The 22970-nt window shown below is 75.1% G+C and carries 19 protein-coding genes; 8 read left to right on the top strand and 11 right to left on the bottom strand.

Annotation, left to right across the window (positions count from 1 at the left end; translation table 11 throughout):
* The first annotated feature begins 124 nt into the window (after positions 1–124).
* Genes ACWGL3_RS19635 through ACWGL3_RS19625 form a run of 3 tightly spaced genes read left to right on the top strand, consistent with a single transcriptional unit; the run spans position 125 to position 3451 of the window.
* Positions 125–1111, top strand: a complete 987-nt coding sequence (locus ACWGL3_RS19635) for an ACP S-malonyltransferase (RefSeq protein ID WP_267947876.1) — start codon at positions 125–127, stop codon at positions 1109–1111.
* A gap of 60 nt (positions 1112–1171) precedes the next feature.
* A complete protein-coding gene (locus tag ACWGL3_RS19630) occupies positions 1172–2206 on the top strand; it encodes a hypothetical protein (protein WP_452461641.1) in 1035 nt (344 codons plus the stop codon).
* 54 nt (positions 2207–2260) lie between these two features.
* On the top strand, positions 2261–3451 hold the full coding sequence (locus tag ACWGL3_RS19625; protein WP_267947878.1) for a lactonase family protein: 1191 nt from the start codon (positions 2261–2263) through the stop codon (positions 3449–3451).
* On the opposite strand, the gene ACWGL3_RS19620 is transcribed toward ACWGL3_RS19625, so the two are convergent.
* From ACWGL3_RS19620 to ACWGL3_RS19595, 6 genes are all read right to left on the bottom strand, one after another.
* Positions 3440–4096 carry a MerR family transcriptional regulator gene (locus tag ACWGL3_RS19620; RefSeq protein WP_267947879.1) on the bottom strand — a complete coding sequence of 219 codons (657 nt, stop codon included), beginning with the start codon at positions 4094–4096 and terminating at the stop codon, positions 3440–3442. The genes ACWGL3_RS19625 and ACWGL3_RS19620 overlap by 12 nt on opposite strands.
* 196 nt (positions 4097–4292) lie before the next feature.
* Positions 4293–5084 carry an AfsR/SARP family transcriptional regulator gene (locus tag ACWGL3_RS19615; protein WP_267947880.1) on the bottom strand — a complete coding sequence of 264 codons (792 nt, stop codon included), beginning with the start codon at positions 5082–5084 and terminating at the stop codon, positions 4293–4295.
* A gap of 308 nt (positions 5085–5392) precedes the next feature.
* Positions 5393–6037 carry a response regulator transcription factor gene (locus tag ACWGL3_RS19610; RefSeq protein WP_267947881.1) on the bottom strand — a complete coding sequence of 215 codons (645 nt, stop codon included), beginning with the start codon at positions 6035–6037 and terminating at the stop codon, positions 5393–5395.
* Positions 6034–7176 (bottom strand): sensor histidine kinase, encoded by a 1143-nt coding sequence (locus ACWGL3_RS19605; protein WP_267947882.1) that lies wholly within the window; start codon positions 7174–7176, stop codon positions 6034–6036. The genes ACWGL3_RS19610 and ACWGL3_RS19605 overlap by 4 nt, the downstream gene beginning before the upstream one ends.
* Positions 7177–7724: 548 nt before the next feature.
* Positions 7725–9338 (bottom strand): nucleotidyl transferase AbiEii/AbiGii toxin family protein, encoded by a 1614-nt coding sequence (locus ACWGL3_RS19600; protein ID WP_452461640.1) that lies wholly within the window; start codon positions 9336–9338, stop codon positions 7725–7727.
* A 188-nt stretch (positions 9339–9526) separates the two neighbouring features.
* Complete coding sequence (locus ACWGL3_RS19595) at positions 9527–10117, bottom strand: TetR/AcrR family transcriptional regulator (protein WP_267947884.1); 591 nt, start codon at positions 10115–10117, stop codon at positions 9527–9529.
* A gap of 82 nt (positions 10118–10199) precedes the next feature.
* Between ACWGL3_RS19595 and ACWGL3_RS19590 the strand changes: the two genes are divergently transcribed.
* Positions 10200–11093, top strand: coding sequence for an oxidoreductase (locus ACWGL3_RS19590; RefSeq protein WP_267947885.1), 894 nt, complete (start codon positions 10200–10202; stop codon positions 11091–11093).
* A gap of 84 nt (positions 11094–11177) precedes the next feature.
* Here the strand turns inward: ACWGL3_RS19590 and ACWGL3_RS19585 are convergent, their stop codons facing one another.
* Together ACWGL3_RS19585 and fepB are read right to left on the bottom strand one after the other, a co-directional pair.
* Positions 11178–13721, bottom strand: a complete 2544-nt coding sequence (locus ACWGL3_RS19585; protein ID WP_267950227.1) for a penicillin acylase family protein — start codon at positions 13719–13721, stop codon at positions 11178–11180.
* A 148-nt stretch (positions 13722–13869) separates the two neighbouring features.
* Positions 13870–14859 carry a Fe2+-enterobactin ABC transporter substrate-binding protein gene (gene fepB, locus ACWGL3_RS19580; RefSeq protein ID WP_267947886.1) on the bottom strand — a complete coding sequence of 330 codons (990 nt, stop codon included), beginning with the start codon at positions 14857–14859 and terminating at the stop codon, positions 13870–13872.
* Between the two features lie 58 nt (positions 14860–14917).
* Here fepB and ACWGL3_RS19575 point away from each other — a divergent pair, with 58 nt between their 5' ends.
* A complete protein-coding gene (locus tag ACWGL3_RS19575) occupies positions 14918–15388 on the top strand; it encodes a MarR family winged helix-turn-helix transcriptional regulator (protein ID WP_267947887.1) in 471 nt (156 codons plus the stop codon).
* Between the two features lie 154 nt (positions 15389–15542).
* Positions 15543–16916 carry an enterochelin esterase gene (gene fes / locus ACWGL3_RS19570; RefSeq protein WP_452461639.1) on the top strand — a complete coding sequence of 458 codons (1374 nt, stop codon included), beginning with the start codon at positions 15543–15545 and terminating at the stop codon, positions 16914–16916.
* A gap of 115 nt (positions 16917–17031) precedes the next feature.
* Here the strand turns inward: fes and ACWGL3_RS19565 are convergent, their stop codons facing one another.
* The 3 genes from ACWGL3_RS19565 to ACWGL3_RS19555 all read right to left on the bottom strand — a co-directional run bounded on the left by ACWGL3_RS19565 (position 17032) and on the right by ACWGL3_RS19555 (position 20587).
* Complete coding sequence (locus tag ACWGL3_RS19565) at positions 17032–18066, bottom strand: nitronate monooxygenase (RefSeq protein WP_452461638.1); 1035 nt, start codon at positions 18064–18066, stop codon at positions 17032–17034.
* Positions 18067–18333: 267 nt separating this feature from the next.
* The gene (locus ACWGL3_RS19560; RefSeq protein WP_452461637.1) at positions 18334–19587 is read right to left on the bottom strand and encodes an MFS transporter; all 1254 of its coding nucleotides are present in this window, start codon (positions 19585–19587) and stop codon (positions 18334–18336) included.
* 73 nt (positions 19588–19660) lie between these two features.
* Positions 19661–20587 carry a LysR family transcriptional regulator gene (locus tag ACWGL3_RS19555; protein ID WP_267947891.1) on the bottom strand — a complete coding sequence of 309 codons (927 nt, stop codon included), beginning with the start codon at positions 20585–20587 and terminating at the stop codon, positions 19661–19663.
* A gap of 143 nt (positions 20588–20730) precedes the next feature.
* On the opposite strand from ACWGL3_RS19555, the gene ACWGL3_RS19550 reads away from it, so the two are divergent.
* Positions 20731–21993 carry an MFS transporter gene (locus tag ACWGL3_RS19550; protein ID WP_267947892.1) on the top strand — a complete coding sequence of 421 codons (1263 nt, stop codon included), beginning with the start codon at positions 20731–20733 and terminating at the stop codon, positions 21991–21993.
* 167 nt (positions 21994–22160) lie between these two features.
* Complete coding sequence (locus ACWGL3_RS19545) at positions 22161–22916, top strand: SDR family NAD(P)-dependent oxidoreductase (RefSeq protein WP_267947893.1); 756 nt, start codon at positions 22161–22163, stop codon at positions 22914–22916.
* Positions 22917–22970: the final 54 nt, after the last annotated feature.

The following is a 22970-nucleotide window of genomic DNA, read 5'->3' as shown; positions in this document are numbered from 1 at the left end:
GCCCCCCTCCCCCCCCCCCGCGGAGCCCGTCTCCTCCGCCCCGCCGGGGGGGCCCGGGGCCCGCCCGGGTCCCCGCGCCCGCGCCCCGCACCGGGGCCGCGCCGACCACGAAGGAGGGCACGCCGTGCCCAGGATCGCCTACGTCTTCCCCGGCCAGGGGTCACAGGAGCCCGGCATGGGCGCCCCCTGGGCGCACACCCCCTCCTGGGGTCTCGTGGAGCGCGCGTCGCGGGTCAGCGGCCGGGACGTCGCCGGCCTTCTGCTCGGGGCGGACGCCGACACGCTCCGCCGCACCGACAACGCCCAGCTCGCCACGTTCGTCCTGGCCTGCGTCGCGCACGGCGAGGTACGCGACGCCCTGCCGGGGGCCGCGCCGGTCGCCGTCGCCGGGCACAGCCTCGGCGAGTACACGGCACTGGTCGCCTCGGGAGCGCTCGCCTACGACGACGGGGTGCGCCTGGTCGCCGCGCGGGGCGAGGCCATGCGCCGGGCCACCGAGCTCACCCCCGGCACCATGGGCGTGGTCCTCGGCCTGGACGTCCGCGCCGTACAGCGGATCGCCGCCGGCCTCCGCCGCGACGGCGCCCGCGTGTGGGTCGCCAACCTCAACTCGCCCCGCCAGAGCGTCCTCTCGGGAGCCCCGGAGGGCGTGGCGCTCTGCGCGGAGGCCGCCCTCGCCGAGGGGGCCGCCCGGGTCGTGGACATCCCCGTGGGCGGCGCCTTCCACAGTCCGCTGATGGAGCCCGCCCGCGCCCGACTGCGCGCGGCCCTCGCCCGGGCCGGGCTGCGCACGGCCGCCGTGCCCGTGGTCGCCAACGTGGACGCCCGCCCCCACACCCGCCCGGACCTGTGGCCCGGGCTCATGCTCGACCAGCTCACCCGCCCGGTGCGCTGGCTCGACGCGGTGCGGACCCTCACCGGGGACCTCGGCGCCGACCTCCTGGTCGAGATCGGGCCGGGGCGCGTCCTCACCGGGTTCACCCGGCGCATCAGCCCCCGCACCGGCCGCCTGTCCGTCTCCGCGCCCGACCACGTGCCCGCCCTGGCGGCGGCCGTCGGCGCGGCGCGGGAGGACGGCGCGCCGGTCCCCGCCGCCCACGGGGCGGCCTGACCCGTCCCCCGCTCCGGGCCCGCACCGCGCGGGCCCCGGAGGCACCACGAAGGAGCGCCAGTGTTCGCAGGAGCCGACAGGACCACGTCCCGCCACGGGCGGTGGGCGGCGGCCCCCGCGGCCGTCCCCGCCGGGGGCGGCGGCGCGCAGGACGCCCCGGCCGACGGCGCGGGGAGCGGGCCCGCGGCCACGGGGCGGCGCCGCCCGGACCGGGGGGCCGGTCCGACGACCGGCGCCCCCGGCCTCCCGTGGAGCGCCGCGGCGGGCGCCGCGGCCGTCGCCCTCACCGCGGCGCTGTTCGCCGACTGGGACACCCTGGTCGGCCCCCTCGCCGGGGCGGTGACCGGCCGGGGCTTCCCCCTGCCCGGAGCCGTCACCACCCCGTGGCCGGACCTGGCGGTCCTGACCGCCGTGCTCGTCGCCGCGCTGCACCCCCTGCTGCGCCGCGGAGCCCGGACGGACACCCTTCCCGGCGCCTGGTCGGTCCCGGTGACCGCGTTCGCCGCCGCGGGGCTGGCGGGCGCCGCCGCGGGCCTGCTGGCCGGCGGGTCCGCGGGAGGGGCCGCCGCGACGGTGTGGCACCTGCTCGCCCAGACCGGGCAGGGCGGCCTGTTCGGCCTGCTGTTCGGGGCGCCCGCGGCGGTCGCCGTCCTGGCGGCCGAACGCCTGGCCCCCGGGGCCCGGCGGGGCCCCGCCGGGGCGGGGGGACCGCGCCCCGGGGCGGCGCCGGCCGCCGGGTACCCCGGCGGGGCGCGGACCCGGGGGCGCTCCCCGTACGCCGCGCTCACCGCGGCCCTGCTCCTCCTCCCGACGGCGGTCATGGGGGCGGGCGCGTACCTGCTCGGCACGGACGTCCCCGGCGACTGCTCCCCGCTCGCCTGCGCCTCACCCGTCGACGAACTCCTGCTCAACGGCGAGGTCGGGCTGCGCCTCGTGGTCCCCGGGTGGGCGGCGGCCGTCGCCGTCGCGGCGGCCCTGCGCGCGCTCCCGCCCACCCGCGGGTGGCCCCTGTGGTCCCACCTCCTGCTCGCGGTCGGCGGGACCGGGCTCGCCGTCGTCCTGCTCTCCGGCCTGGTCGTCGGCTCCGACGTCTGACCCCGGCCCGCCCCGCACCGGCCGCCCGCACCTTCACACCCCCGAGGACAGACGATGACCGGAAGAAGTCCCGCACCCAGCAGACGCGCCTTCCTCGGAACCGCCGCGGCGGCCGGGATCGGCGGACTGGCCTGGTTCGCCGCCCGCCCGGCGACGGCCGCCCCGCCCCCTCCCGCGGCCCGCCGCGCCTACATCGGCGGGTTCACCGCCGGCGAGTACGGGCTGCCGGGGCTCCCCGGCATCGGGATCGGCAGCGTCGGCGCGGACGGCTCCCTGCGGATCGACGGCTACCACGAGGGCATCGACAACCCCTCCTACCTGGCGGCGGGTCCCCGGGGCGACGTCCTCTACGCGGTCAGCCAGACCGGCGACGGCCACGTGCACGCCTTCCGGATCGGGGACGACGGCGGGCTGGAGCCCCTCAACGCCGCGCCCACCGAGGGCGCCGCCCCCGTCCACCTGGCCGCCCACCCCGACGGCCGGTTCCTCATGACCGCCAACTACGACTCGGCGGGCGTCGCCGTCCACGCCCTGGCGGAGGACGGCTCGATCGGGGCGCTGCTGGACCTGGTCGAGCACGAGGGCTCCGGCCCCGATCCGGTGGAGCAGGCCGCCCCGCACCCGCACATGTGCCTCTTCGTGCCCGGGACCCACGACGTGATCGTCCCCGACAAGGGCAACGACCACGTGTACGTCTACTCCCTCGACCCCGGCACCGGGAGGCTCACCGAGCGGAGCCGCACCCTCGTCGCGGAGGGGGCCGGGCCCCGGCACGCCGCGCTCCACCCCTCCGGCCGCCACCTGTACGTCTCCAACGAGCTCGGGTCCACCCTGACCGCCTTCGCCTACGATCCCGTCGGCGCCGTGCTGACCCCCGGCGAGTCGGTGTCGGTGGCCGCCCCGGGCGCCGACCCGCGCAACGCGCCCTCCGGCGTGGTCGTCGACGCCGGCGGCCGGTTCGTCCTCACCGCCGACCGGGGGCTGGACACCGTGGTCTCCTACGCGGTCCGCGACGGCGGCGCCTCCCTGGACCTGGTGGAGTCCCAGCCGGTCACCACCAAGGGTCCGGGGACGCGCTGGCCCCGGGGCATCGCCCTGGACCCCTCCGGCCGCTACGTGTACGCGGCCAACCAGGCCGGGCAGTCCGTCACCGTGCACCGCGTCTCGGCCGCCGGGCGGCTCACCCCCGTGGGGGCGCCGGTCCCGGTGGCCAGCCCCTCGTGCGTCGTGCTGTCAGATCGCTGACCCGCGGTCGGCCGGGGAGAACTCCCGGTCGAACACCCTCCCGGACGTGTGCTGGCGGGCGATCCGCCGCAGCGCCGCGAGCAGGGGGTCTCCGAACACGGTCCACAGCACCAGCCGCTCGACCAGTGCGTCCTCGTCCGCGTACAGGCCCAGGACCCCTATCTCGGCGCCGGTCATCCGGTCGGCGGCGGCCGCGTAGGCCTCCACCACCACCGCGGTGTCGGCGTCGTCCAGCCAGTGGAGGGTCCTGAGCAGCTTGACCAGCGTGCGCCAGGACGCCGTGTCCTGGTCGACCGTCCACCCGTGCCGGTCGGCGACCCTCCTGGCCAGGGCCAGCGCCTCGTCGTCCGCCGGTTCGACGTCGGTGTGCGGGGCGGAGGAGGAGCCCTCCAGGGTCCGCAGGACCATGCCGAAGGTCTCGTGCGGCGTCCTGGTCCCGCCCGCCATGGCGCCCAGCAGGCCGCGCACCTGGTCCGGGTCCAGCCCGCCCACCTCCACCAGCACGCGGACCAGGCGCAGGCGGCGCAGATCCTCGGGGCTGTACCCGTGTCTCTCGGAGGGATGGGAGATCAGGCGCTCCCGCTGGTAGTACTCGACCGTGGCCACGGGCACCGAGGCCCGGTCGCTCAGCTCCGAGATGCGCACAGGTGGCTCGCTTTCCGCTCCGAGGGGCGTCGGCCCGGGACCCTGGGGGGACCGGACCGCACGCCGGGCCCTTGTGTGATTGATCGAACGCGGTCAGTGATGACACGGGGGAGGGCGGTGTCGCCGCGTCATTCCCTCGGTCCACTCAACCAGCCCGGAGAACGTCCGGACATACCACGAAAGAGGCATCGCGCCTTCAGCCGACGGAGCCGCCGTGGACGCTCCGGGTCCCGGCCGCGCCGGTGAGGATGGCGTGCTGGAGGCGGCACAGCTCCTCGGAGGGCTCCAGTCCCAACTGGTCGTGCAGGGTGTCCCGTGCCGCCCGGAAGGCGCTCAGCGCCTCGCCGCGGCGTCCGGACCGGCTCAGCGCGTCGATGAGCCGGGCGTGGAACCCCTCGTGCAGGGGGTAGACGCTCACGAGGTCCCGGAGCTCGGGCAGGACCTCGCGGTGGAGGCCCAGCCGGAGGGCGGAGTCCACGCGCAGCTCCCTGACCCGTGTGTAGGTCTCGGTCAGGCGCGCCACGTGCCCGGCCAGGACGCGGCCGGGGCGGACGTCGGACAGGACCGGGCCCCGCCACAGGGAGAGCGCCTGCTCGGCCCGGTCCACCACCTCGTCGTGGCGGTGCTCGGTCCACAGGACCTGTGCCTGGCCGACCAGCTGCTGGAAGGCGAACAGGTCCAGCTCCTCCGGCGCCAGGTCCATGCGGTACCCCGAGCCCCGGGTCAGCAGGACGCGGCGGGCCGTGTCGGCCCCGCAGGAGCGTTCCAGGGCGCCGCGCAGGTGGTAGACGTGCGTGCGGATCGTCTTGAGGGCCGTGGTCGGCGGCTCGCCGTCCCACAGCTCGTCCATCAGGGTGTCCACGCCCACGGTCTGGTTGGCGCGGACGAGGAGGAGCCCGAGGAGCCGGGCGACCTTGGGGCCCCGGCGGAGCGCCTCGCCCCCGCGGGACTCCAGCTCCAGGGGACCGAGGATCTTGAAGCGGGTCATCGCGTCTCTCCTTCTCGTTCTGGGCCCCGGCCGCGCTCCGGTCGGGCTCCCGGGGCCTCGGGACCGGGACCGCCGGCCGCCCGGGGGCGGCCCCCGCTCGCCCCCGTCCCGGTCCGGTACCGGGAAACCGTGTTCTGACCTGCGGTCACAGGGGAAATCTAGGACCGCCGACGGGCGTCCACAAGCGGATTGTCCGCAAGGTGCCAGGCCTCTACCTCGAAGGAGGTACGGGACGGGGGCGCGGGGCCGGGGCGCGGGGCCGGGCGTCGAGGGGGAGGGGAGGGGCGGCGGAGGGGCGCCGCCCGGGCTCAGAAGCGCGGCTCGGCCTTCTTGCGGTGCGAGGGCAGCGCCCCGGTCTCCACCGCCTTGTTCACGGCGTCGATGCGCGAGACCGCGTCGAGCTTCTCGAAGATGTTGCGCATGTGCCGCTTGACGGTCCCCTCGGTGATGTCCAGGCTCCGGGCGATCTCCCGGTTGCTCATGGCCTCGGACACCAGCCTCAGGACCTCCACCTCGCGCGGGGTGAGCGTCGAGTCGGTCGTCGGCGGCCGGTGCCAGTTCGGGGAGGAGACGACGACCGTCGTGCGGTCGGGGTCGCGCAGCCCCCGGATGGCCGCGACCAGGGTCACCATGTCCACCGTCTTGTGCAGGTACCCGCGCACGCCGAGGGAGAGCAGGTCGCTCACGAGCGCCGAGTCGTCGTGCATGCTCAGGATGACCACGTGCGTGTCGGGCGCTTGGTTCAGCAGCTCCCGAACGGTGTGCCGGGGGTCGTGCTCCGGCATCTCCAGGTCGAGGAGGACGACGTCGGCGCGTGCGGCGACCACGGTCGGGACCAGGGAGCGGGCCGAACCCACGCTGGCGACCACCTCCAGTCCGGGCTGGGCCCGTAACAGGTCGCAGAGGGCCTCGCGCAGCAGGTGGTGGTCGTCGACCACGGCGATCCGGATCATCGTGCGGACTCCGCTCCGATCGAGGGGGTGGTGATGGGGACGAGGATCATCGTGCGGGTCCCGTCCTCGGGCGAGCTGAGGAACCGGACGCGCCCGCCCAGGGCGGTGATGCGCTCGGAGAGGGAGGTCAGGCCGGTCGAGGCGCCGTCCTCGGAGCCGCGGGCCAGCTGTGCCTCCACGTCGAACCCGGAGCCGTCGTCCGAGGCGATCGCCCGGACCTCGGTACGGTCGAGGCGCACGGCGATGTGCACCTGGGCGGCCCCCGCGTGCCGCACGGAGTTGCGCAGGCACTCGCGCAGCACGAGGAACAGCTCGTCGAGGAAGTGCGGGGGCACCCACGACTCCTCGCCGGAGAAGTCCATCCGGACCTCGGGGACCGTCAGGTCGAGGGAGTCGGCGTAGGAGCGCAGGGCGGTTTCGAGCGACCCGGCGCGCTCGCTGCGGCGCTGGTCGGAGATGAGCACGCGGAGCTGCTGGTTGAGTTCGAGGAGCGCGCCCTTGAGGGCGCGCAGGCGCCCGTGGGCCTTCGCGTCGGGCTTGTGGGCGGAGAGCAGCTCGTACAGTTCCAGCTGGCGGTTGGCCAGGCTGACGGAACTGCCGAGGCGGTCGTGCAGCTCGCGGGCGAGGAAGCGCCGGAACTCCTGGTTGGCGGCCTGCTCCTGGCTCAGGAATCGGGCGTTGGCACGGATCTGGGCGGCCTCCATGCGCAGGGTGGTCTCGTTCTGGGCGGTGACGAGCGCGGCCCGCACCCCGGCCGACGGGGCGTCGGGCGGCAGCGCGGCGGTGATCTCCTCGAAGAGGAAGCGGGCCGCCTGGCCGGTGTGGCGCGGGTGGATGGCCCAGGACTCCCCCTCCAGCTCGGCCCAGTAGGTCTCCGTCATCCGGTTGACGCGCTGGGAGGGGCGGCCGTGGTGGAGGCTCCAGGCGCTGTCGCGGATGACGGAGGCGGCCCACGCGGAGGCGTACGGCCAGGATTCCGGATCGGTCCTCAGCGGGTTGTGCTCCGCGAAGAGGCGGGTGGAGAGGCGCCCCACCAGTTCGGGGGTCCTTCTCAGAAAGGAATCGGCGTGGGAGTTCTCCGGGAAGGGCGGCAGAACGCCGTTCTCCCACTCGGGGAAGGCCGAATCCTTACCATGCATAGGATGGTCGTGTCCATTCATTGAGCGCGTCACGAGAGGACCTGTCGTGTAAGGGGACGTGAATGCGGTTCGGGGCCGCGGATCCGGGCCCCGAGGACGACCGGTGGGAAGCTGTCCGGGCACGGCCCGGCGGAGGTCCTCACGTTCCTGTGCGTTCACGCCACCCCCCGGTCAGGCGATTCCCGTCGGACCCCGCCGTGGGCAGCGCTTCCCCGGGCGCTGGTACGGAGTCCCACCCGATTTCTCCCGCGAAGGTCGTTTCTGGGAGGGTTCTGGGCGCGAATGTCCTGTTGGATCCGTTCGGGGTCCGCGCCCGCCTGGTTCGGGTTTGTGTTTCAGTAGCGTATGTGATGGCGGAGCGGGCGGAAAAGGTTCTCGTGGGCCGGTTCCGGTCAATGGCAGAAGTCGGAAGAATCGCAGGTCAGGGTACAATGTCTGACTTGTGGCTTAAGTCACTTATATCCGTGTTGCGGTGGCGCTTTCGCGAGGGGAGGGACCGGTTCGGGCGGCCTGCCGGGCCGCCCCGGGCCGCTGCGGGCGACGCCCCCTCAGCCGCGGTCGAAGGCGGGCGCGAGGGCCGCCTCGAACCGGGCCACCCAGTCGGCGGGGCCGCCCTCCACCCACGGGCAGTCGCGGACGAAGTGCTCCCACTCGTGCGCCATGGAGTCCCCGGTGAAGCCCGCGCCCTCGCGCAGACGCCGTTCGTCCAGGCCGTCGGCCGCCTCGCCCAGCTCCGCGCGCAGCAGCGGCAGGAGCAGTTCGCGGGAGAGCCTGTGGCGCTCACCCAGCAGGACGGCGTCGTACAGGTCCTTCCCCTGCGGGTAGGTGTCGGTGTACAGCCACTGCACCTTCCAGGCGAGGGAGAGCTCCGCGCTCGCCACCGGCACCTCCGCCCCGGCGACCACGGCCCGGACGGGCGGGACGGGCAGGAGCTCGTTGAACACCACGTCGACCTGCACGGTGCCCGGCGGCACCCCGTCGGCGCTCCACGGGACCACGACGCGGCGCCCCGGGGCCCTCTCGTACGTCCAGATGCCCTCGGTCCGCGCACCGCCCGCGTCGAAGGAGATCCCTTCGGCGTCCGCGCCCGCGACCGCGGCGACGAGGCCGGCGAACATGCGGTCCGCCGGTTCGCCGAACGGCGCGGTCTCGGCGGGGACCACCACGAAGTCCAGGTCGCGCGGGCGGCGGGCGGCCTCCCCCGCCCACACAGGCATGGCCATGCTGCCGCGCAGGACGAGGGAGTCGCGCCAGGGTGTGCGCGCGATCGCCCGCAGGGCGGCCTCCATCGCCCGCCGGTTCGCGTCCCACCAGCGGTCTCCGGCCGCGGGGTCGGCGAACACCGGCTCCCCGGCCCTGAGGGCGCGGTCGAACTGCTTGAGCGCGGGGTCGAACACCTCCTCCTGGGAGGCGGCCGACCCGGCGGTGTTCGGCAGGAACGTGGCGGGGAGCCGGTCGTGCACGGGGTCGCCTCCCGGCGGGACCTCCTCGCCCTCGGGGACCGGGGCGGCCCCCAGCCACCCCGCGTCCAGGGACACCGCGGTGTCGTGCACGACGAACTCGCGCTCGACCGACAGCACGCGCGGCCGCGGCCCCTCCCCCCGCTCCATCGACACGCCGGCGCCCTGGAGCGCTCGGAACAGCGTGTCCTCGAGGCGCTGCGCCTCCCGGCGGCCCACCCGCGAACACCGCTGGGTGACGAACCGCTCCTGGCGGCCGTCCTCGCGGATCCTGCGCGCGTTGCGGGACAGCCGGGCCCGGTGCGGCTCCACGACCGCGGAGAGCGCGCCGAGGTCGGCCCCCGACGGGAGCAGCAGCTTGACGTGCGTCTCGAAGTAGGTCCCTCCGGGGAGTACGGCCGCGGCCCCGCGCGTCGCGGGGACGCCGGCGTTCTCCCTGGGCACCTCGATCTTGGTGCGGACGACCGCGAACCCGGCCTCCGCCAGCCGTCCGGCCCACCGCTCGGCCAGGGCGATCGCCTCCTCCAGGGTGCCCTTGCCGTGGAACGTGACCATCGGCTGGGAGGGCGACTCCCCGCGGTCCAGCTCGATGTGCGTGAACTTGAGCCCGACCCCCTCCGCCCACCGGGCGGCCCCCGACACGTGTTCCGGGGTCGGCGCTGCCAATGTCAGGTGGGTCTCGAAGTGGCCGAAGAACTCCATCGGGTGCCTTCTCCTGTTTCGGGGCGAGGGGCGAGGGGCGAGGGGCGAGGGGGCGAGGGGGCGAGGGGGCGGACGCACGGAACGTGCCGGCGGCGGGGCACCCCCGCCGACCGCGCCCGGCAGGCGCGCGAGACGGGACGCGCACCGCCCGGCGGCGGTTCCGGACGCGGGCCGTCCCGGTCCGGGGCTCAGCGCGGGGCGAGGCCCTCGAAGAGGACCCGGACCACCTCGGCCAGGCTCTCCTCGACCTTCTCGGGCGGGGCCGCGGCCTTGAGCGTGGCGAAACCGTGCAGGGCGGCGGAGACGGTCATGGCGACGGGCCAGGGGTCGCCCCCGGCGATCTCGCCGTCGGACTGGCCGTCGACGATGGGCCGCACCACCGTGTCGAGCAGCCGCTCCATGGCGGCGGACAGCTGCGCGGAGGACCGGGGGTCGTGCTTGCGCGCGTACATCAGGTCGAGCAGCGCCGCGTTGTCGATCGCGAACCCCACGTAGGTCCGGGCCAGGGCCAGTACGCGGGTCCGGACGCCGTCCTCCCCGACGGCGGCCAGGGCGTCTTCGAGGCGTCCGGTGAGTCGGTCGAACCCGGTGAGCGCCAGCGCGTCGAGGAGGGCCTGCTTGTCCTTGAAGTGGCGGCCGGGCGCGGCGTGGCTCACCCCCGCCTCGCGGGCGAGCTCGCGCAGGGACAGCGCGGACGGACCGCGTTCGGCGAGAGCGCGCTCGGCGTTGGCGATCAGTGCGGCGCGCAGGTCTCCGTGGTGGTAGGGGCGGTCGGCCATGCCGCCCAGCATAAACGGAGGTGTCGACGTCCCCCCATTGTTGTCATTGACAACTTGTCGGGGGCTCGCCTACCGTGGCGGGATGGACACCTCACAGGTCACCATCCCCGACCTCGGCGGCCGCACCGCGATCGTCACCGGAGCCAACAGCGGCCTGGGGGTCGAGACCACGCGCATGCTGGTCGCGGCGGGGGCCCGCGTCGTCATGGCGGTGCGGGACGAGGTCAAGGGCCGGGCGGCGGCGGACAGCGTCGGCGGCGACACCGAGGTGCGCCGGCTCGACCTCGCCGACCTGGCGTCCGTGCGGGAGTTCGCCGACCGCTGGGAGGGCGACCTCCACCTCCTGATCAACAACGCGGGCATCATGGCGGTCGCGCAGGGGACCACCAGGGACGGCTTCGAGCTCCAGTTCGGCACCAACCACCTCGGCCACTTCGCGCTCACGAACCTCCTCCTGGAGCACATCACCGGCCGGGTCGTCACCCTCTCCTCGGGGCTGCACCGCAGTGCGCCGGGCATCGACTTCGACGACGTCAACCTGGAGCGCGGCTACACCCCCTACCGGGCCTACAACCAGTCCAAGCTCGCGAACCTGCTGTTCACGCTGGAGCTCCAGCGCCGCTTGGAGGACGCCGGCTCCCCGGTGCTGTCCACGGCCGCCCACCCCGGCTACGCGGCGACCGGCCTCCAGAGCCACGGCGCCAACCCGGTCTCCCGCGCCCTCCTGCTCCTTGGCAACCGGGTCCTCGCCCAGAGCCCCGCCCACGGCGCGCTGCCCACGATCTTCGCCGCCACCCAGGACGTGCCGGGCGCTGCCTTCGCCGGCCCCAAGGCCATGGGCGGGTTGCGCGGCGCCCCCGCGCTCTCCAGCCGGAGCGAGGCCGCCTGGGACGGGCGCGCCGCCAAGCGTCTCTGGGCGCTGTCGGAGGAGCTGACCGGGGTCGCGTTCCCGCTCCGGCCGAAGGACCGCGGCTGAGCGGACCGCCCGGAACACGGGGACCGGACCGAGCATGGAGGGTCCCGCCGAACCCGGCGGGACCCTCCGTCGTCCGCAGCCCCGCTACGGGGTGAGCACCAGCTCGTCGACGGCGGCCTCCCGCACCGCCTCCTCGCTGACGACGAACGGCAGGGTCCCGCCCCCGCTCCACGGCTCCAGCTGGTCGTCGTAGTGGGGGTGGAAGGCGTGGCCGGAGTTCCCGGTGAGGTGGATCCACGTGGACGCGTCCCGGTCGGACAGGTCCACCACCATCCGCATCGACGGCACCGCGGTGATCCCGTAGCCCTCGGCGTCGTTCCAGCCGGTGGCGTTCACGATGCCGGAGCCGCCGGAGCTCTCCACCGGGCCCCGGTTGAACAGCCACTCGACCGGTCCGATCCCGGACGTGCCGAACGACTCGTGGGTCGCTGTGAGGGTGTGCAGGTCGCCCCAGCGCCAGTCGGCGGGCTCGTCGCCCAGCAGCTCCGTCAGCTCCGCCGCGGCGGCGTCCATCGCGGCGGCCAGCACCTCGTCGCGCCCGCTCGCCTCCGTGCCCCGCCACCAGTCCGAGTCGGGGTCGTCGAGCAGGCCGCCCACCACGTACATCCCGCGCGAGTTCCCGCTCATCGCGTACGGCTCCAGCTCGTCGAACAGCAGGGGGAGCAGGTGCCGCCAGGTGGCCTGGTAGAACGCGGCCCCGGCCGAGTCCGTGTCGGTGAACAGGTCCCAGTCGCGCAGCTGCTCCTGGGCCCGGGCGGCGACGCCGTCCACCTCGGCCTCCAGCAGGTGCGGGACGACGTCGACGGCCCCGCCGTGGTAGGAGTCCATGTGGATGTCCGACATGTCCTGGCCGTCGACCGGTCCGTCCGCGAGGGCCGCGTCCAGCAGGTCGTTGATCCGCTGGGAGCGGTAGCCGTAGTCCCAGTCGTCGGTGAGCATGTGCTCGTAGTCGGCGTCCACACCCGACTGGTTCGCGGTGACGATGACGCCCGACTCGGGGTTGTACACGCTCGGCAGCTCGTCGAAGGGGATGTAGTCCTCCCAGTCGTAGTCGGAGTCCCACCCGGGGGCGGGGTAGCGGCCGTCGCCCCTGCCGCGGACCGGCACCGCGCCGGGCGCCTGGTAGCCGATGTTGCCCTCGTTGTCGGCGTAGACGAGGTTCTGCGCGGGGACGTCGAACTGGCTCGCGGCCTCACGGAAGCCGTCCCAGTCGCGGGCCCGGTTGAGGGTGAAGATCGCCTCCGCCGTGGTGCCCGGGCTCAGCGCGGTCCACTGGAGGGAGACCGCGTACTCGCCGCCGTCCGCGCCCTCCGGCCCGGCGTCCTCCGCGACGGCGGCCAGCCCCTCGCCCACGGCGGTGTCGGACATCAGCGGGCCGTGGTGGGTGGAGCGGACGACGATGTCGACGTCGTCGCCTCCGGCGACCCGGATGGTCTCCTCCCGGGTCTCCAGCGGCAGGGTCTCGCCGTCGACCACGTAGCCGTCGCCGTCGATCTCCTCGACGAACAGGTCCATGACGTCGGGGTTGAGGTTGGTGAACCCCCACGCGATCGACTCGTTCTGCCCGATCACCACGCCGGGCAGCCCGGAGAAGCTGAACCCGCTGACGTCGAACGGGCAGGCGTCGGTGATCTCGGTGCAGTGCAGCCCGATCTGGTACCAGGTGGACGGCATCGACGCGCCCAGGTGGGGGTCGTTGGCCAGGAGCGGGAGGCCGCTCTCGGTGTGCTCGCCGCCGACGACCCACGAGTTGGAGCCCAGGTCGGGGCTGGTGCTGGGGCCGAGCATGCGCGGCAGCGACGCGGCGGCGTCCGCCACCCCGGACAGGGCCGGGACGACGCCCTCGGGGAGTTCGGGGGCGCGGCGCTCGTCGCCCTCCGGCGGACCGTCCCCGGACCCGCCCTCCTCGCCCGGGACGATGTGCTCGCCGGTGTCCGTGATGGGCTCGTGCTCCTCGAACGGGTAGGCCGGGTAGAGGTCCTCGACCTGCTCCTCGGTCAGCCCGGCGTCGAGGAGCTGGGCGCGCTCGGTCTCCTCCTGCATGTTGCCGCCCAGGTCCCAGGCCATGGCCTTGAGCCAGGCGAGGCTGTCGACGGGGCTCCACTCCTCGATGCCGTGCCCCCCGTTGAGCACGGCCAGGAGGCCGTACTCCAGGCTCGCCGCCGCGCCGTCGTGCCCGTCCAGCCACGCGTTGACGCCGTCCGCGTAGGAGTCGAGGTAGCCCCGCGTCTCGGGGGTCAGGAGCTCGTACTCCTGCTCGGCGACGTGCCGCCAGCCCATGGTGCGCAGGTAGACGTCGGTGTCCACCTGGTCGGGGCCGAACAGCTCGGCGGTGCGCCCCGCCGTGACGTGGCGGCGGAAGTCCATCTCCCAGAACCGGTCCTGGGCGTGGGTGAACCCCTGTGCCATGAAGAGGTCGCGGGTGTTGTCGGCGTAGACGTGCGCGACGCCGTTGCCGTCGCGCAGCACGGTGACCTGTGACTCCAGCCCCGGGAGGGCGAGTTCGCCCGAGGTCTCGGGGAAGGATCTCCGGACGGTCCAGACCCCGAGGAGCGCGGCGACGAGCACCAGGGCCGTCACGGTCGCCAGAAAGCCCAGAAGTACACGAACAAGCACACGCTTACGCATTACACCCATGGCGGAACCCTAGAGTGCCCGAGGTCACAGTCTCTAGTGGTCGGCATGTGTGGGCCCAAGTCGTTACCAACTGGTACGCCCGGGTCGGCGGCCCCGCCGGCGCGGGCCGGGGTGGTTCGCGCCCCGGCCGCGGAGGGGGTCAGGAGCCGAGCACCTCCGCCAGGCGCTCGGCGACCATCGGGACGCTGTAGTAGTCCATGCGGAAGGACGCGGCGCCGAGGGTGAACACCCGGTCCTCCTCCCAGGCGGGGATGTTCTCCAGGGTGGGGGAGGCCTCCAGGTAGTCCTCGATCTCCTGGCCCTGGGTGTTGACGAACAGCAGCGTGGCGTCGCCGAAGTCCGAGGCGCGCTCGGCCGACAGCTCGACGATGTCGCCGCGCTCCCCGCCCTGGCCGCCCGGTGCGGCGACGTCGTCGGGCAGTGCGTGGACGGTGAGCCCGAGGTCGGTGGCCAGGCGTCCCTGCGCGGACTCCTCGGTGAACACGTTGAACCCGTTCGGGGTGCCGGTCAGGATGACCACGTCGTGCGCGGTGTCCAGGTCCGCGGAGACCTCCTCGACCAGTGCCTCGTACTCGGCGGTGATCTCCTCGGCCCGGTCCTGGCGCGCGAAGGTCTCGGCGTACTGGTCGGTGGTGTCCAGCCAGGCCGTGTCGGACTCGCCGTGCACGACGGTGGGGGCGATTCCGGAGAGCTGTTCGTACAGCTCCTCGGGGACGGTGTCGGCGCCGAACCCGTTGCCGACGATGAGGTCGGGCTCCGCGGCGGCGACCGCCTCCAGGCCGACCTCCGGGCCGGGCAGGGGCTCGACGCCCCGCTCGTCGGCGGTCTGCGCCCACTGGGCGAAGAAGCCCTTGTCGTCGGTGAGGGCGGAGGTGCCCGTGACGCCCGACGCGACCACGGGGACGTCCAGGCTCAGGAGGAGGGGCGTGCTGGTGACGCTGACCGAGACGACCCTCTCGGGTTCCGCGGGGATCTCGGTGTCTCCGTAGAGGTGGGTGACGGTGCGGGTCTCCCCCTCGCCGGCGGGGGACACTGCGGTGTCCCCGGCGCCGCAGCCCGCGAGGAGGAGGACGAGGGTCGCGGCGGCCGCGCCGGTGGTTAGGGTGGCGGAGACAGGTGCTTGCTTCATGACAAGAATAGTTAGGTATGGCTATCCTAAATGTCAATCCGGTAGAGTGCGAGGAACGATGACCACGTCACGGCCGTCCCCCCGAAGCACCCCTCCGGCCCGCAAGGACACCGGGGTGCCGTCCGCCCGCGCGGCGGGCGAGGCCCTGTTCCGCGTGGCCCAGCGCCTGGAGCGGCTGCTCGGCGGTCTCGCGGCGGAGCACGGCCTCACCGTGTTCCAGGCGCGTGCGCTCCGGGCCCTGCACGACACCGCGTCGCAGAGCGCGCTGGCCCGGCAGCTGGGCTGCACGGCCTCGCGCGTGTCGATCGTCACGGGCGAGCTGGAGGCGCGCGGGCTCGTGCGCAGGGTCGCCGCGGTCAGCGACCGGCGCATGCGCGTGGCCCGCCCCACGGAGGAGGGCAGCCGCGTGGTCGACGCGATCGGAGCGGGGCTGAACGCCCGGTCGCCGCTCTCGACGGCCCTCTCCGAGGACGAGGTGGTCGCCCTGTACGGGCTCCTCGCCGAGGTCGAGGCCGCCCCCGAGGACTGACGCCGGCCGCCGTCCGGTCCTCAGCCGGGCCCGTTCCCGGTCCTGCCTGCCCCGGGAACGGGCCCGGTCCGCTCCGTCGCCCGGATCCCGCACGCCTCCGTCCGTCCCGTCCGCCCCGCCCACGACACGAGAAGCCGGAGAGGCCGAACCGCCCATGCCGCAGCCCGCCACCTACACGATCCCCCCGCGCCTCAAGCGCACCGTCCGCCCCGAACGGGTCGCCACACCCGGCGTGGACGGGGCCGCCCGCGACCCCGAGGCGTTCTGGCGCGGTGTGGAGGCGGGGGGCACCCCCGTGGTGGGCGGGGACGACGGCACGGGCCACCGGACGGTGACCTTCCTGTGGCGGGGCGGGGACGAACTCGCCGACGTCGTCCTCGTCGCGAACAAGATCGCCGACGCCGACTCCTACGAGCACAACCGCATGGAGCGGGTCCCCGGCACCGACGTGTGGCACCTGACCTACCGGATGCGCGACGACTGGCGGGCCTCCTACACGGTCGCCCCCGTGCCCGCCGACGGCGCGCCCGCACCCGAGGGGGCCCTGTCCGCGACGACCCGGCTGCGGCGCGAGCGCGCCCTCGCCGTCGCCGACCCGGAGGACCGCCCCGCCGTCGCCCGCTGGTTCGACGCCCTGGCCCACGCCGTCCCCGACCCCCTCGCCCGGGAGCGGCTGGACGCCACCGCGTCGGTGGTCTCCCTGCCCGGCGCCCCGCCCGAGCTGTGGCGTCCGTCCGGCGGACGGGTCTGCGCGGCCCGCACCGAGGGGGAGGCCCCGGCGGGGGCCGGCACGGTGACCGCGGCGCGACTCACCGGCGCCGCGTTGGGCAACACCCGTACCGTGTGGGTCCACCGGCCCGCCCAGGCCCCGCCGGACGGGACCCCCTGGCCGGTCGTCGTCCTCCTGGACGGCCAGGACTGGCACACGCTGCCCCTGGCCCCGCTCCTCGACGGGCTGATCGCCGACGGAACCCTGCCCCCGGCCCTGACCGTGATGGTCGACTCCCTGGACCCCGCCACCCGGACACGTGAGCTGGCCTGCGACGACGCCTTCGTGGACTTCCTCGGGCACGAGCTCCTCCCGTGGCTCGGCGACCGCCACGACGTCGCCTCCGACCCCGGGCGCACCCTCGTCGCCGGGCAGAGCCTGGGCGGACTCACCGCCCTCTACGCGGCCCACCGCGCACCGCACCGGTTCGGCCGGGTCCTGTCCCAGTCGGGCTCGTTCTGGTGGCCGAACGTCGCCGTGGCCGGCGGGGAGAGCGAGCGCATGGCGGGCCTGGTCGCCGGGGCGGACACCGTCCCCGGCCGGGTCCACCTCAGCGCGGGCCTCAACGAGTGGGCCCTGCTCGACGCCAACAGGCGCCTGCGCGACGCCCTGGCGGCGCGCGGGGCCGAACTGGGCCGGGAGCCCGGATCGGTGGTGCTCACCGAGTACAACGGCGGCCACGACCGCGCCTGCTGGCGGGCCGGGCTGCCGGACGGGCTGGTCTTCCTCACCTCCGACTGGGAGCGCCGAGGACGGTGACCGGGGACGGCCGCGCGGAGAGCCCGTCCCTCGCCCCGCGTGCCGGGCCCGGACGGCGCGGTGCGGGACGGCCGCCCGCCCCGTGGCCGCCCCTCCGGCGCCCCGCGGAGCCGCGTCAGATCCGGACGCCCGCCCCGGCGGCCTCCCGGCGCAGCCGCGCCACGACCTCGCCCGCCGGGTCCTCCGAGGCCAGCCGGAACCCCTGGCCCGCCCAGAGGGCCATCCCCCCGGTGTCCCCGGCCCTCGCCGCGGCGGCGCGCAGCGGCTTGGTCATGTGGTGCACGTCCGGGTAGGCGTAGGGCCTCTCCGGGTGCTCGGTGATGAACCGGTTGACCAGTCCCCGCGCCGGGCGCCCCGTGAACGCCCAGGTCACCGCGGTCCGATCGAAGGCGGGGTCGGCGAGCGCCGCCTTGTGCGCGGGGTTGGCGCCGCTCTCCGGGCAGCGCAGGAACGCGGTCCCCAGCTGCGCCGCCGCCGCGCCCGCGCCGAGGACGCGGGCGATCCCCTCCCCGGTCATGAGGCCGCCGGCGGCGATCACCGGCACGTCCACCGCCGCGACCACGTCGGCCACGAGGTCGAGCAGCTGCCGGTCCCCGCCGCGGACCGGGTCGAACGACGCCCGGTGCCCGCCCGCCTCCAGGCCCTGCGCGCACACCCCGTCGGCGCCGCGCTCCACGGCGGTCCGCGCCTCCTCGGCCGTGGTCACCGTGACCACGGTGGCGGTCCCCACGGCGCGCAGCCGGGCGAGGACGGCGGCGCCGGGGCAGCCGAACGTGAACCCGGCCACCGGGACCGCGGCCTCGACCAGCAGGTCGATCTTGGCCTCCCACGCGTCGTCGTCGTGCACCGGCTCGCCGACGGCCGCCCCCTGGCGCCCGGACTCGGACTCCAGCCGCAGCCGGTGGGCCCGGACCGTCGCCGGGTCGGAGGAAGGGCCGGGCACGAACACGTTCACCCCGAAGGCCTCGGCGCCGGCCTCGCGCACCCGCCGGATCTGGTCGCGGACCGCGTCGGGCGACAGGTACCCGGCGGCGAGGTGTCCGATCCCGCCCGCGCGGTCCACGGCCGCCGCCAGGGCGGGCGTGGAACTGCCGCCCGCCATGGGCGCCTGGACGACCGGGCGCTCCCGCAGTAGTTCCGTCAGACTCATGTGTCCCTCACTTCTCCCGGTTCTCGGATCTCCCGGATGCCGGAGAAATGCTACCGACCGGTGTTTTTCGGGAACGCGCGGACGCCCGGCGTTCGGAGCGGCGCATTTCCGAGAAAGGTGTCCCGGGTCACAACAATGGTTTTCGCGGGGATTCCCGCGCTGCTGCCGGGGCCGGGGAACGGTGGCGGGGCGCCCTTTCGAGGCTGCCCGCGGCGCGCTTGCCCGGGCGGCACCGCCCCTCTCCGAGCGGCCGGGACGCCGCCGGGATCACCCGCGCGGACCGTCCGCCTCCGGCGCGGGCTCCGCCCCCTCCGCGGGCCGCGCCCCCTCGGCGTGCCGCGCCGGGTCCGGAACGATCCGCGCGAGCACCGCCGACGCCACCGCCAGGAGCACGCCGACCGAGGCCAGCGCCGTCGTCGCCCGGGGCAGGCCGAACAGCTCCCACAGCCACCCGAACGACAGCGTGGTCGCCATGAGGAAGACTCCGGCGACCATCGACAGCATCGAGAACATGGTGTTGCGGTTGGCGTCGGTGAACATCGTCTGCTGCCACACGCCCGTCAGCACGCCCGCCAGCCCGATCAGGAACTCGCCCGCGACGAGGCCGGCCCACAGGGGCACGGACCCGTGCGCGGCCAGGGCCACGGGCGCGCCCACCAGGGTCGCGCACGCCGGACCCCACAGCCGGGGGTCCCGCAGGTCCAGGAACTTCGCGCACAGGGCCCCCACCGTCAGGGCCGCCGTCATCACCAGCAGCATCAGCCCGTTGAGCCGCACGTCGTCGCCGTGCGCGGCAACCAGCATCGGCTGCCAGGACACCACCAGGAGGGCGGTGCCCACGGCCATCGACGCCGTCAGAGCCACCAGGGGCAGGAACCGGACGCCCGCCACCAGTGAGGCCGACTCGGCGACGATGGCGAGGACCCGGCGCCCCGGCTGGCCCGGCGACGGGGGGAAGCACACCGGGCCGAGCGCCGCCAGCAGCACGAGGAGTCCGCCACCCGCGGCGACCAGCAGGTCGGCGGGCAGCCAGGCGCCCGCCACCATGACCGAGGCCGCCCCCAGGACCGCGCCGCTCCTCCTCGCCACCTGTTCGTACCGGACCGTCCGCGCGATCCGGGCCGCCCGGTCCCGGCTGCCGATCCGGTTGACCACGAGCGCGGTGGGCGTCCCCGAGTACAGGTGGTAGCCGAACGCCCACAGGACCAGGGCCGGCGCCGTCGTGGCGAGCGCGTCGGCGAGTCCGAACGCCGCGAACCCCGCTCCCCACAGGGCCAGTCCCGCCACCATGAGCCGGCGGTGCCCGTAGCGGTCGCCGAGCGCTCCGCTCGGCGCCTCGACGACCAGGCCGACCAGGTGCGCCGCGGCGAGCACCGAGCCCAGGAGCCACGGGTCCACCCCGCGCTCCAGGAGGATCGTGACGAAGACCGCGCCGAAAAGGAAATCGGCCACGGCCGCGGCCAGGACGAAAACGGAGAAACGGCGGAGGAGGGAGTTCTCCCGTAACGGCGCGACGGTCATGGCAGGTGCTTTCCTGTCAGGGGGTGTCGTTCCCGTGCGTGAATTCCGGCCAAACTAACACGCGTTCACCCTGTCAGCCGACTGATTTATCCACAGCCGTTTCCTGTGAGAAACCGGTCAGGGTGTCCGCGAGGGCCCCCGCCAGGACCGGGATCCCCGGGTGCGTGCTCCCGCGCGGCCACACCAGCCCCAACGACGACTCGGGGAGTCCGCTGACCGGCACGAACACGATGTCCTCCCGGCCCTGGTACCGCGCGGTGGACCCGCACAGCAGCATCGCGCCCCGGCCCGCGGCGACCAGCGACAACCCCTCCTGGAGCGTGTCCACCCCGGACTCGTGCCGGATCGTCCGGCCGAGCGGGGTGGCGGTCGGGGAGTGCACGCGCAGCCAGTAGTCGGGCGCGTTCCGGACCGGGACGAGCGGCACCCGCGCCATGTCCTCCACACCGACCCGGGACCGCGAGGCCAGCGGGTGGTCCGCGGAGAGCACGAGCCGCTGCGGCTGCCGGGAGAACTCCGGCCCCACCACCAGGTCCCGCTCGCGCACGGGGAGCAGCACGACGGCGGCGTCGACCTCGCCCTCGCGCAGCGGCCCGAACGGGTCGGAGAGCGTGATCTCCACGATGTCCACCCGGGAGTCGGGGGCCCGCTCCTCGAACACCCGGACGGCCGTGGCCACGGGGCCGTTCACCCAACACTGGAAGCCGAGGCGCAACCGGCGCCGCCCGTCCCGGGCGCGCTCGCGGGCCCCGTCCACCACCGCCGCGAGGGTGCGGTAGGCGGGCCCCAGCGCGGCGAGGAACTCCTCGCCGAACGGCGTGAGCGACACGCGGCGGCTCGTCCGGTCCACGAGGGGCGCGCCGACCCGGTTCTCCAGCGAGCGCAGCAGCTGGCTGACCCTGCTCTGCGACACGAACAGCCGCTCGCCCGCGTGGCCGAAGTGCAGCTCCTCCGCCAGGACCAGGAAGCACTCCAGCTCCCGGATCTCGATGCCCTTCACCAGGCCCCGCCCCCGCTCGTGTGCGCGCCGTCGTGGCGCCGGTCACGTCCCGGGGCCGCGCACCGGGATCGATGAACCTCCCTCATGGAAGCATGAGCGGTTCGCCGTTGTTCCGGCCGCCTCCCGGGTCTTGGCTGGTGCCCATGACCACCGCGCGTACGGGGGAGAACCCCGAGGGGCAGCGTCACGAGCCCCGACCACCTGTTCCGTCCGACCAGGGCCGCCCGGCGGCCCCGCCCCCGCCTCCGTCCTCCCCGGCCCGGGGGTGGGCGGCCGTCGCCGCCGTGGCCGCCGCGACCTTCACCGCGGTCACCTCCGAGATGCTGCCGGTGGGACTGCTGACGCCGATGGGGGACTCCCTGGGCGTCACCGGCGGCACCGCGGGGCTCACCCTGACGATCACCGGCCTGGTGGCGGCGGCCTCCGCCCCCTTCGTCCCGGCGGCGGTCGCCCGCGCGGACCGCCGCACGGCCCTCGTGGGGTTCCTGCTGCTGCTCTGCGCCGCGAACCTGGTGTCCGCGCTCGCGCCGGACTTCGCGGTGATGGTCGCCGCCAGGGTCCTGATGGGCGTCGGCATGGGCGGGGTCTGGGCGCTGGCCGCGCCGCTCGCCCCGCGACTGGTGCCCGGCGGGTCGGTCGGCGCGGCCACGACCGTGATCTTCGCCGGTATCGCGGTCGCGTCCGTCCTGGGGGTGCCCGTCGGCGCGTTCGTCGGCGCCCTGGCCGGGTGGCGGGCGGCCTTCGCGGCGTTCGCGGGGCTGGCCCTGCTGGTGGCGGTCGCCCTGGCGCTCCTCCTCCCCGCGCTCCCCCCGGAGGGGGCGGCGCGGCCCGGAGGTGCGGCGGGCCTGTTCCGCGACCCCCGTGTGGTCACCGCCTTCCTGGTCACCGGGTTGCTGGTGACCGGCCACTTCGCCGCCTACACCTACGTCCGGCCGGTCCTGGCCGACGCGGCGGGACTCGGGGCCGGGCTCATCGGCACGATGCTGCTGGTCTACGGCGTCGCCGGCGTGCTCGGCAACTTCGCGGCGGGTCCCCGGGCCGCACGGGCGCCGCGCGCCACCGTCGCGGTGATCGCGGCCCTGCTGGCCGGATCGGTGCTGCTCGTGCCGCTCCTCGGCGGGGGCGCCATGGCGGCCGGGGCGCTGGTGGCCGTGTGGGGGCTGGCCTACGGGGGAGTGTCGGTGAGCGTCCAGTCCTGGCTGATGGCCTCGGCGCAGGGGGAGCGCGAGACCGCCTCCGGGGTCTTCGTCGGGGTCTTCAACGCCAGCATCGCGCTGGGCGCGTTCGCGGGCGGGCGCGTCCTCGACGCGGCCGGGACCGCGCCGGTGACCTGGCTGGCCGGGGCCCTGGTCCTGGGAGCCCTGGTGGTCGCCCTGGCGGGCCGGGCCCCGTCGAACCCCCGCTGAGGGGCGGGGTTCCGGACCCGCCGAGGGCCGCCCGGGGCCGCGGGCTCCTCGGCGGCGGGGCCTCGGGCGCGGGGTCCCGGCCCGGTGGGTCCGACCTGCCGGGATCGACCAGGGAGGCCACCGGATACGCTCGGCGCGACAAGCAGTTTCGCGGGGAGGGAACCACCATGACAGCGACCGCGGTCGTCACCGGAGCCAGCAGCGGGATCGGGGCCGCCACCGCGCGCGGACTGGCGGCGGAGGGTTACGAGGTGGTCCTCGTGGCCCGCCGCGCGGACCGCATCGAGGCGCTGGCCGACGAACTGGTCAAGGAGGGCCACAGCGCCCGCGCCCACGTCCTCGACGTCACCGACCGCCCGGCGGTGGACGCCTTCGCGGAGTCCCTGGGCGCCTGCGACGTGCTGGTGAACAACGCGGGCGGCGCCATCGGCACCGAGACCGTCGCGACCGCCGATCCCGCCGACTGGCGGACCATGTACGAGGTCAACGTCATCGGCGTCCTCAACATGACGCAGGCGCTGCTGCCCAAGCTCATCGCCGGTGGCGACGGAACCGTTCTGGTGGTGTCCTCGGTGGCCGGGCACGTGGCCTACGAGGGCGGCGGCGGGTACGTGGCGGCCAAGCACGGAGCCCACTCCGTCGCCGCCACGCTGCGGCTGGAGCTGTGCGGGGAGCCGGTCCGGGTGCTGGAGGTCGCCCCCGGGATGGTCATGACCGAGGAGTTCTCCCTCAACCGGCTGCGGGGGGACGCCGACAGGGCCGCGGCGGTCTACGAGGGCGTGCCCGACCCGCTCAGCGCGGAGGACGTCGCGGACACCATCGTGTGGGCGATCACCCGGCCCCCGCACGTGAACATCGACCTCATGGTGGTGCGCCCGCGTGCCCAGGCCGCCCAGCACAAGGTCCACCGCGTGAAGGGCTGACCCGGCGACCGCTGCGGCCCGGCCCCGGCCGGGGCCGGGCCGCCGCGGGGCCGG

Source organism: Nocardiopsis sp. NPDC055824 (genome assembly GCF_053616335.1).
The sequence above is the reverse complement of the archived record's forward strand: the minus strand, read 5'-3'. Positions and strand labels throughout refer to the sequence as shown.

What these genes read in the sequence shown, in the direction of transcription:
- ACWGL3_RS19625 (WP_267947878.1), top strand. Translation starts at nt 2,261, where the DNA reads ATGACCGGAAGAAGTCCCGCACCCAGCAGACGCGCCTTCCTCGGAACC.
- ACWGL3_RS19585 (WP_267950227.1), bottom strand. Translation starts at nt 13,721, where the DNA reads ATGCGTAAGCGTGTGCTTGTTCGTGTACTTCTGGGCTTTCTGGCGACC.
- ACWGL3_RS19605 (WP_267947882.1), bottom strand. Translation starts at nt 7,176, where the DNA reads ATGCATGGTAAGGATTCGGCCTTCCCCGAGTGGGAGAACGGCGTTCTG.
- ACWGL3_RS19575 (WP_267947887.1), top strand. Translation starts at nt 14,918, where the DNA reads ATGACCACGTCACGGCCGTCCCCCCGAAGCACCCCTCCGGCCCGCAAG.
- ACWGL3_RS19615 (WP_267947880.1), bottom strand. Translation starts at nt 5,084, where the DNA reads ATGACCCGCTTCAAGATCCTCGGTCCCCTGGAGCTGGAGTCCCGCGGG.
- ACWGL3_RS19545 (WP_267947893.1), top strand. Translation starts at nt 22,161, where the DNA reads ATGACAGCGACCGCGGTCGTCACCGGAGCCAGCAGCGGGATCGGGGCC.
- fes (WP_452461639.1), top strand. Translation starts at nt 15,543, where the DNA reads ATGCCGCAGCCCGCCACCTACACGATCCCCCCGCGCCTCAAGCGCACC.
- ACWGL3_RS19600 (WP_452461640.1), bottom strand. Translation starts at nt 9,338, where the DNA reads ATGGAGTTCTTCGGCCACTTCGAGACCCACCTGACATTGGCAGCGCCG.
- ACWGL3_RS19560 (WP_452461637.1), bottom strand. Translation starts at nt 19,587, where the DNA reads ATGACCGTCGCGCCGTTACGGGAGAACTCCCTCCTCCGCCGTTTCTCC.
- ACWGL3_RS19590 (WP_267947885.1), top strand. Translation starts at nt 10,200, where the DNA reads ATGGACACCTCACAGGTCACCATCCCCGACCTCGGCGGCCGCACCGCG.
- ACWGL3_RS19565 (WP_452461638.1), bottom strand. Translation starts at nt 18,066, where the DNA reads ATGAGTCTGACGGAACTACTGCGGGAGCGCCCGGTCGTCCAGGCGCCC.
- fepB (WP_267947886.1), bottom strand. Translation starts at nt 14,859, where the DNA reads ATGAAGCAAGCACCTGTCTCCGCCACCCTAACCACCGGCGCGGCCGCC.
- ACWGL3_RS19610 (WP_267947881.1), bottom strand. Translation starts at nt 6,037, where the DNA reads ATGATCCGGATCGCCGTGGTCGACGACCACCACCTGCTGCGCGAGGCC.
- ACWGL3_RS19595 (WP_267947884.1), bottom strand. Translation starts at nt 10,117, where the DNA reads ATGGCCGACCGCCCCTACCACCACGGAGACCTGCGCGCCGCACTGATC.
- ACWGL3_RS19550 (WP_267947892.1), top strand. Translation starts at nt 20,731, where the DNA reads ATGACCACCGCGCGTACGGGGGAGAACCCCGAGGGGCAGCGTCACGAG.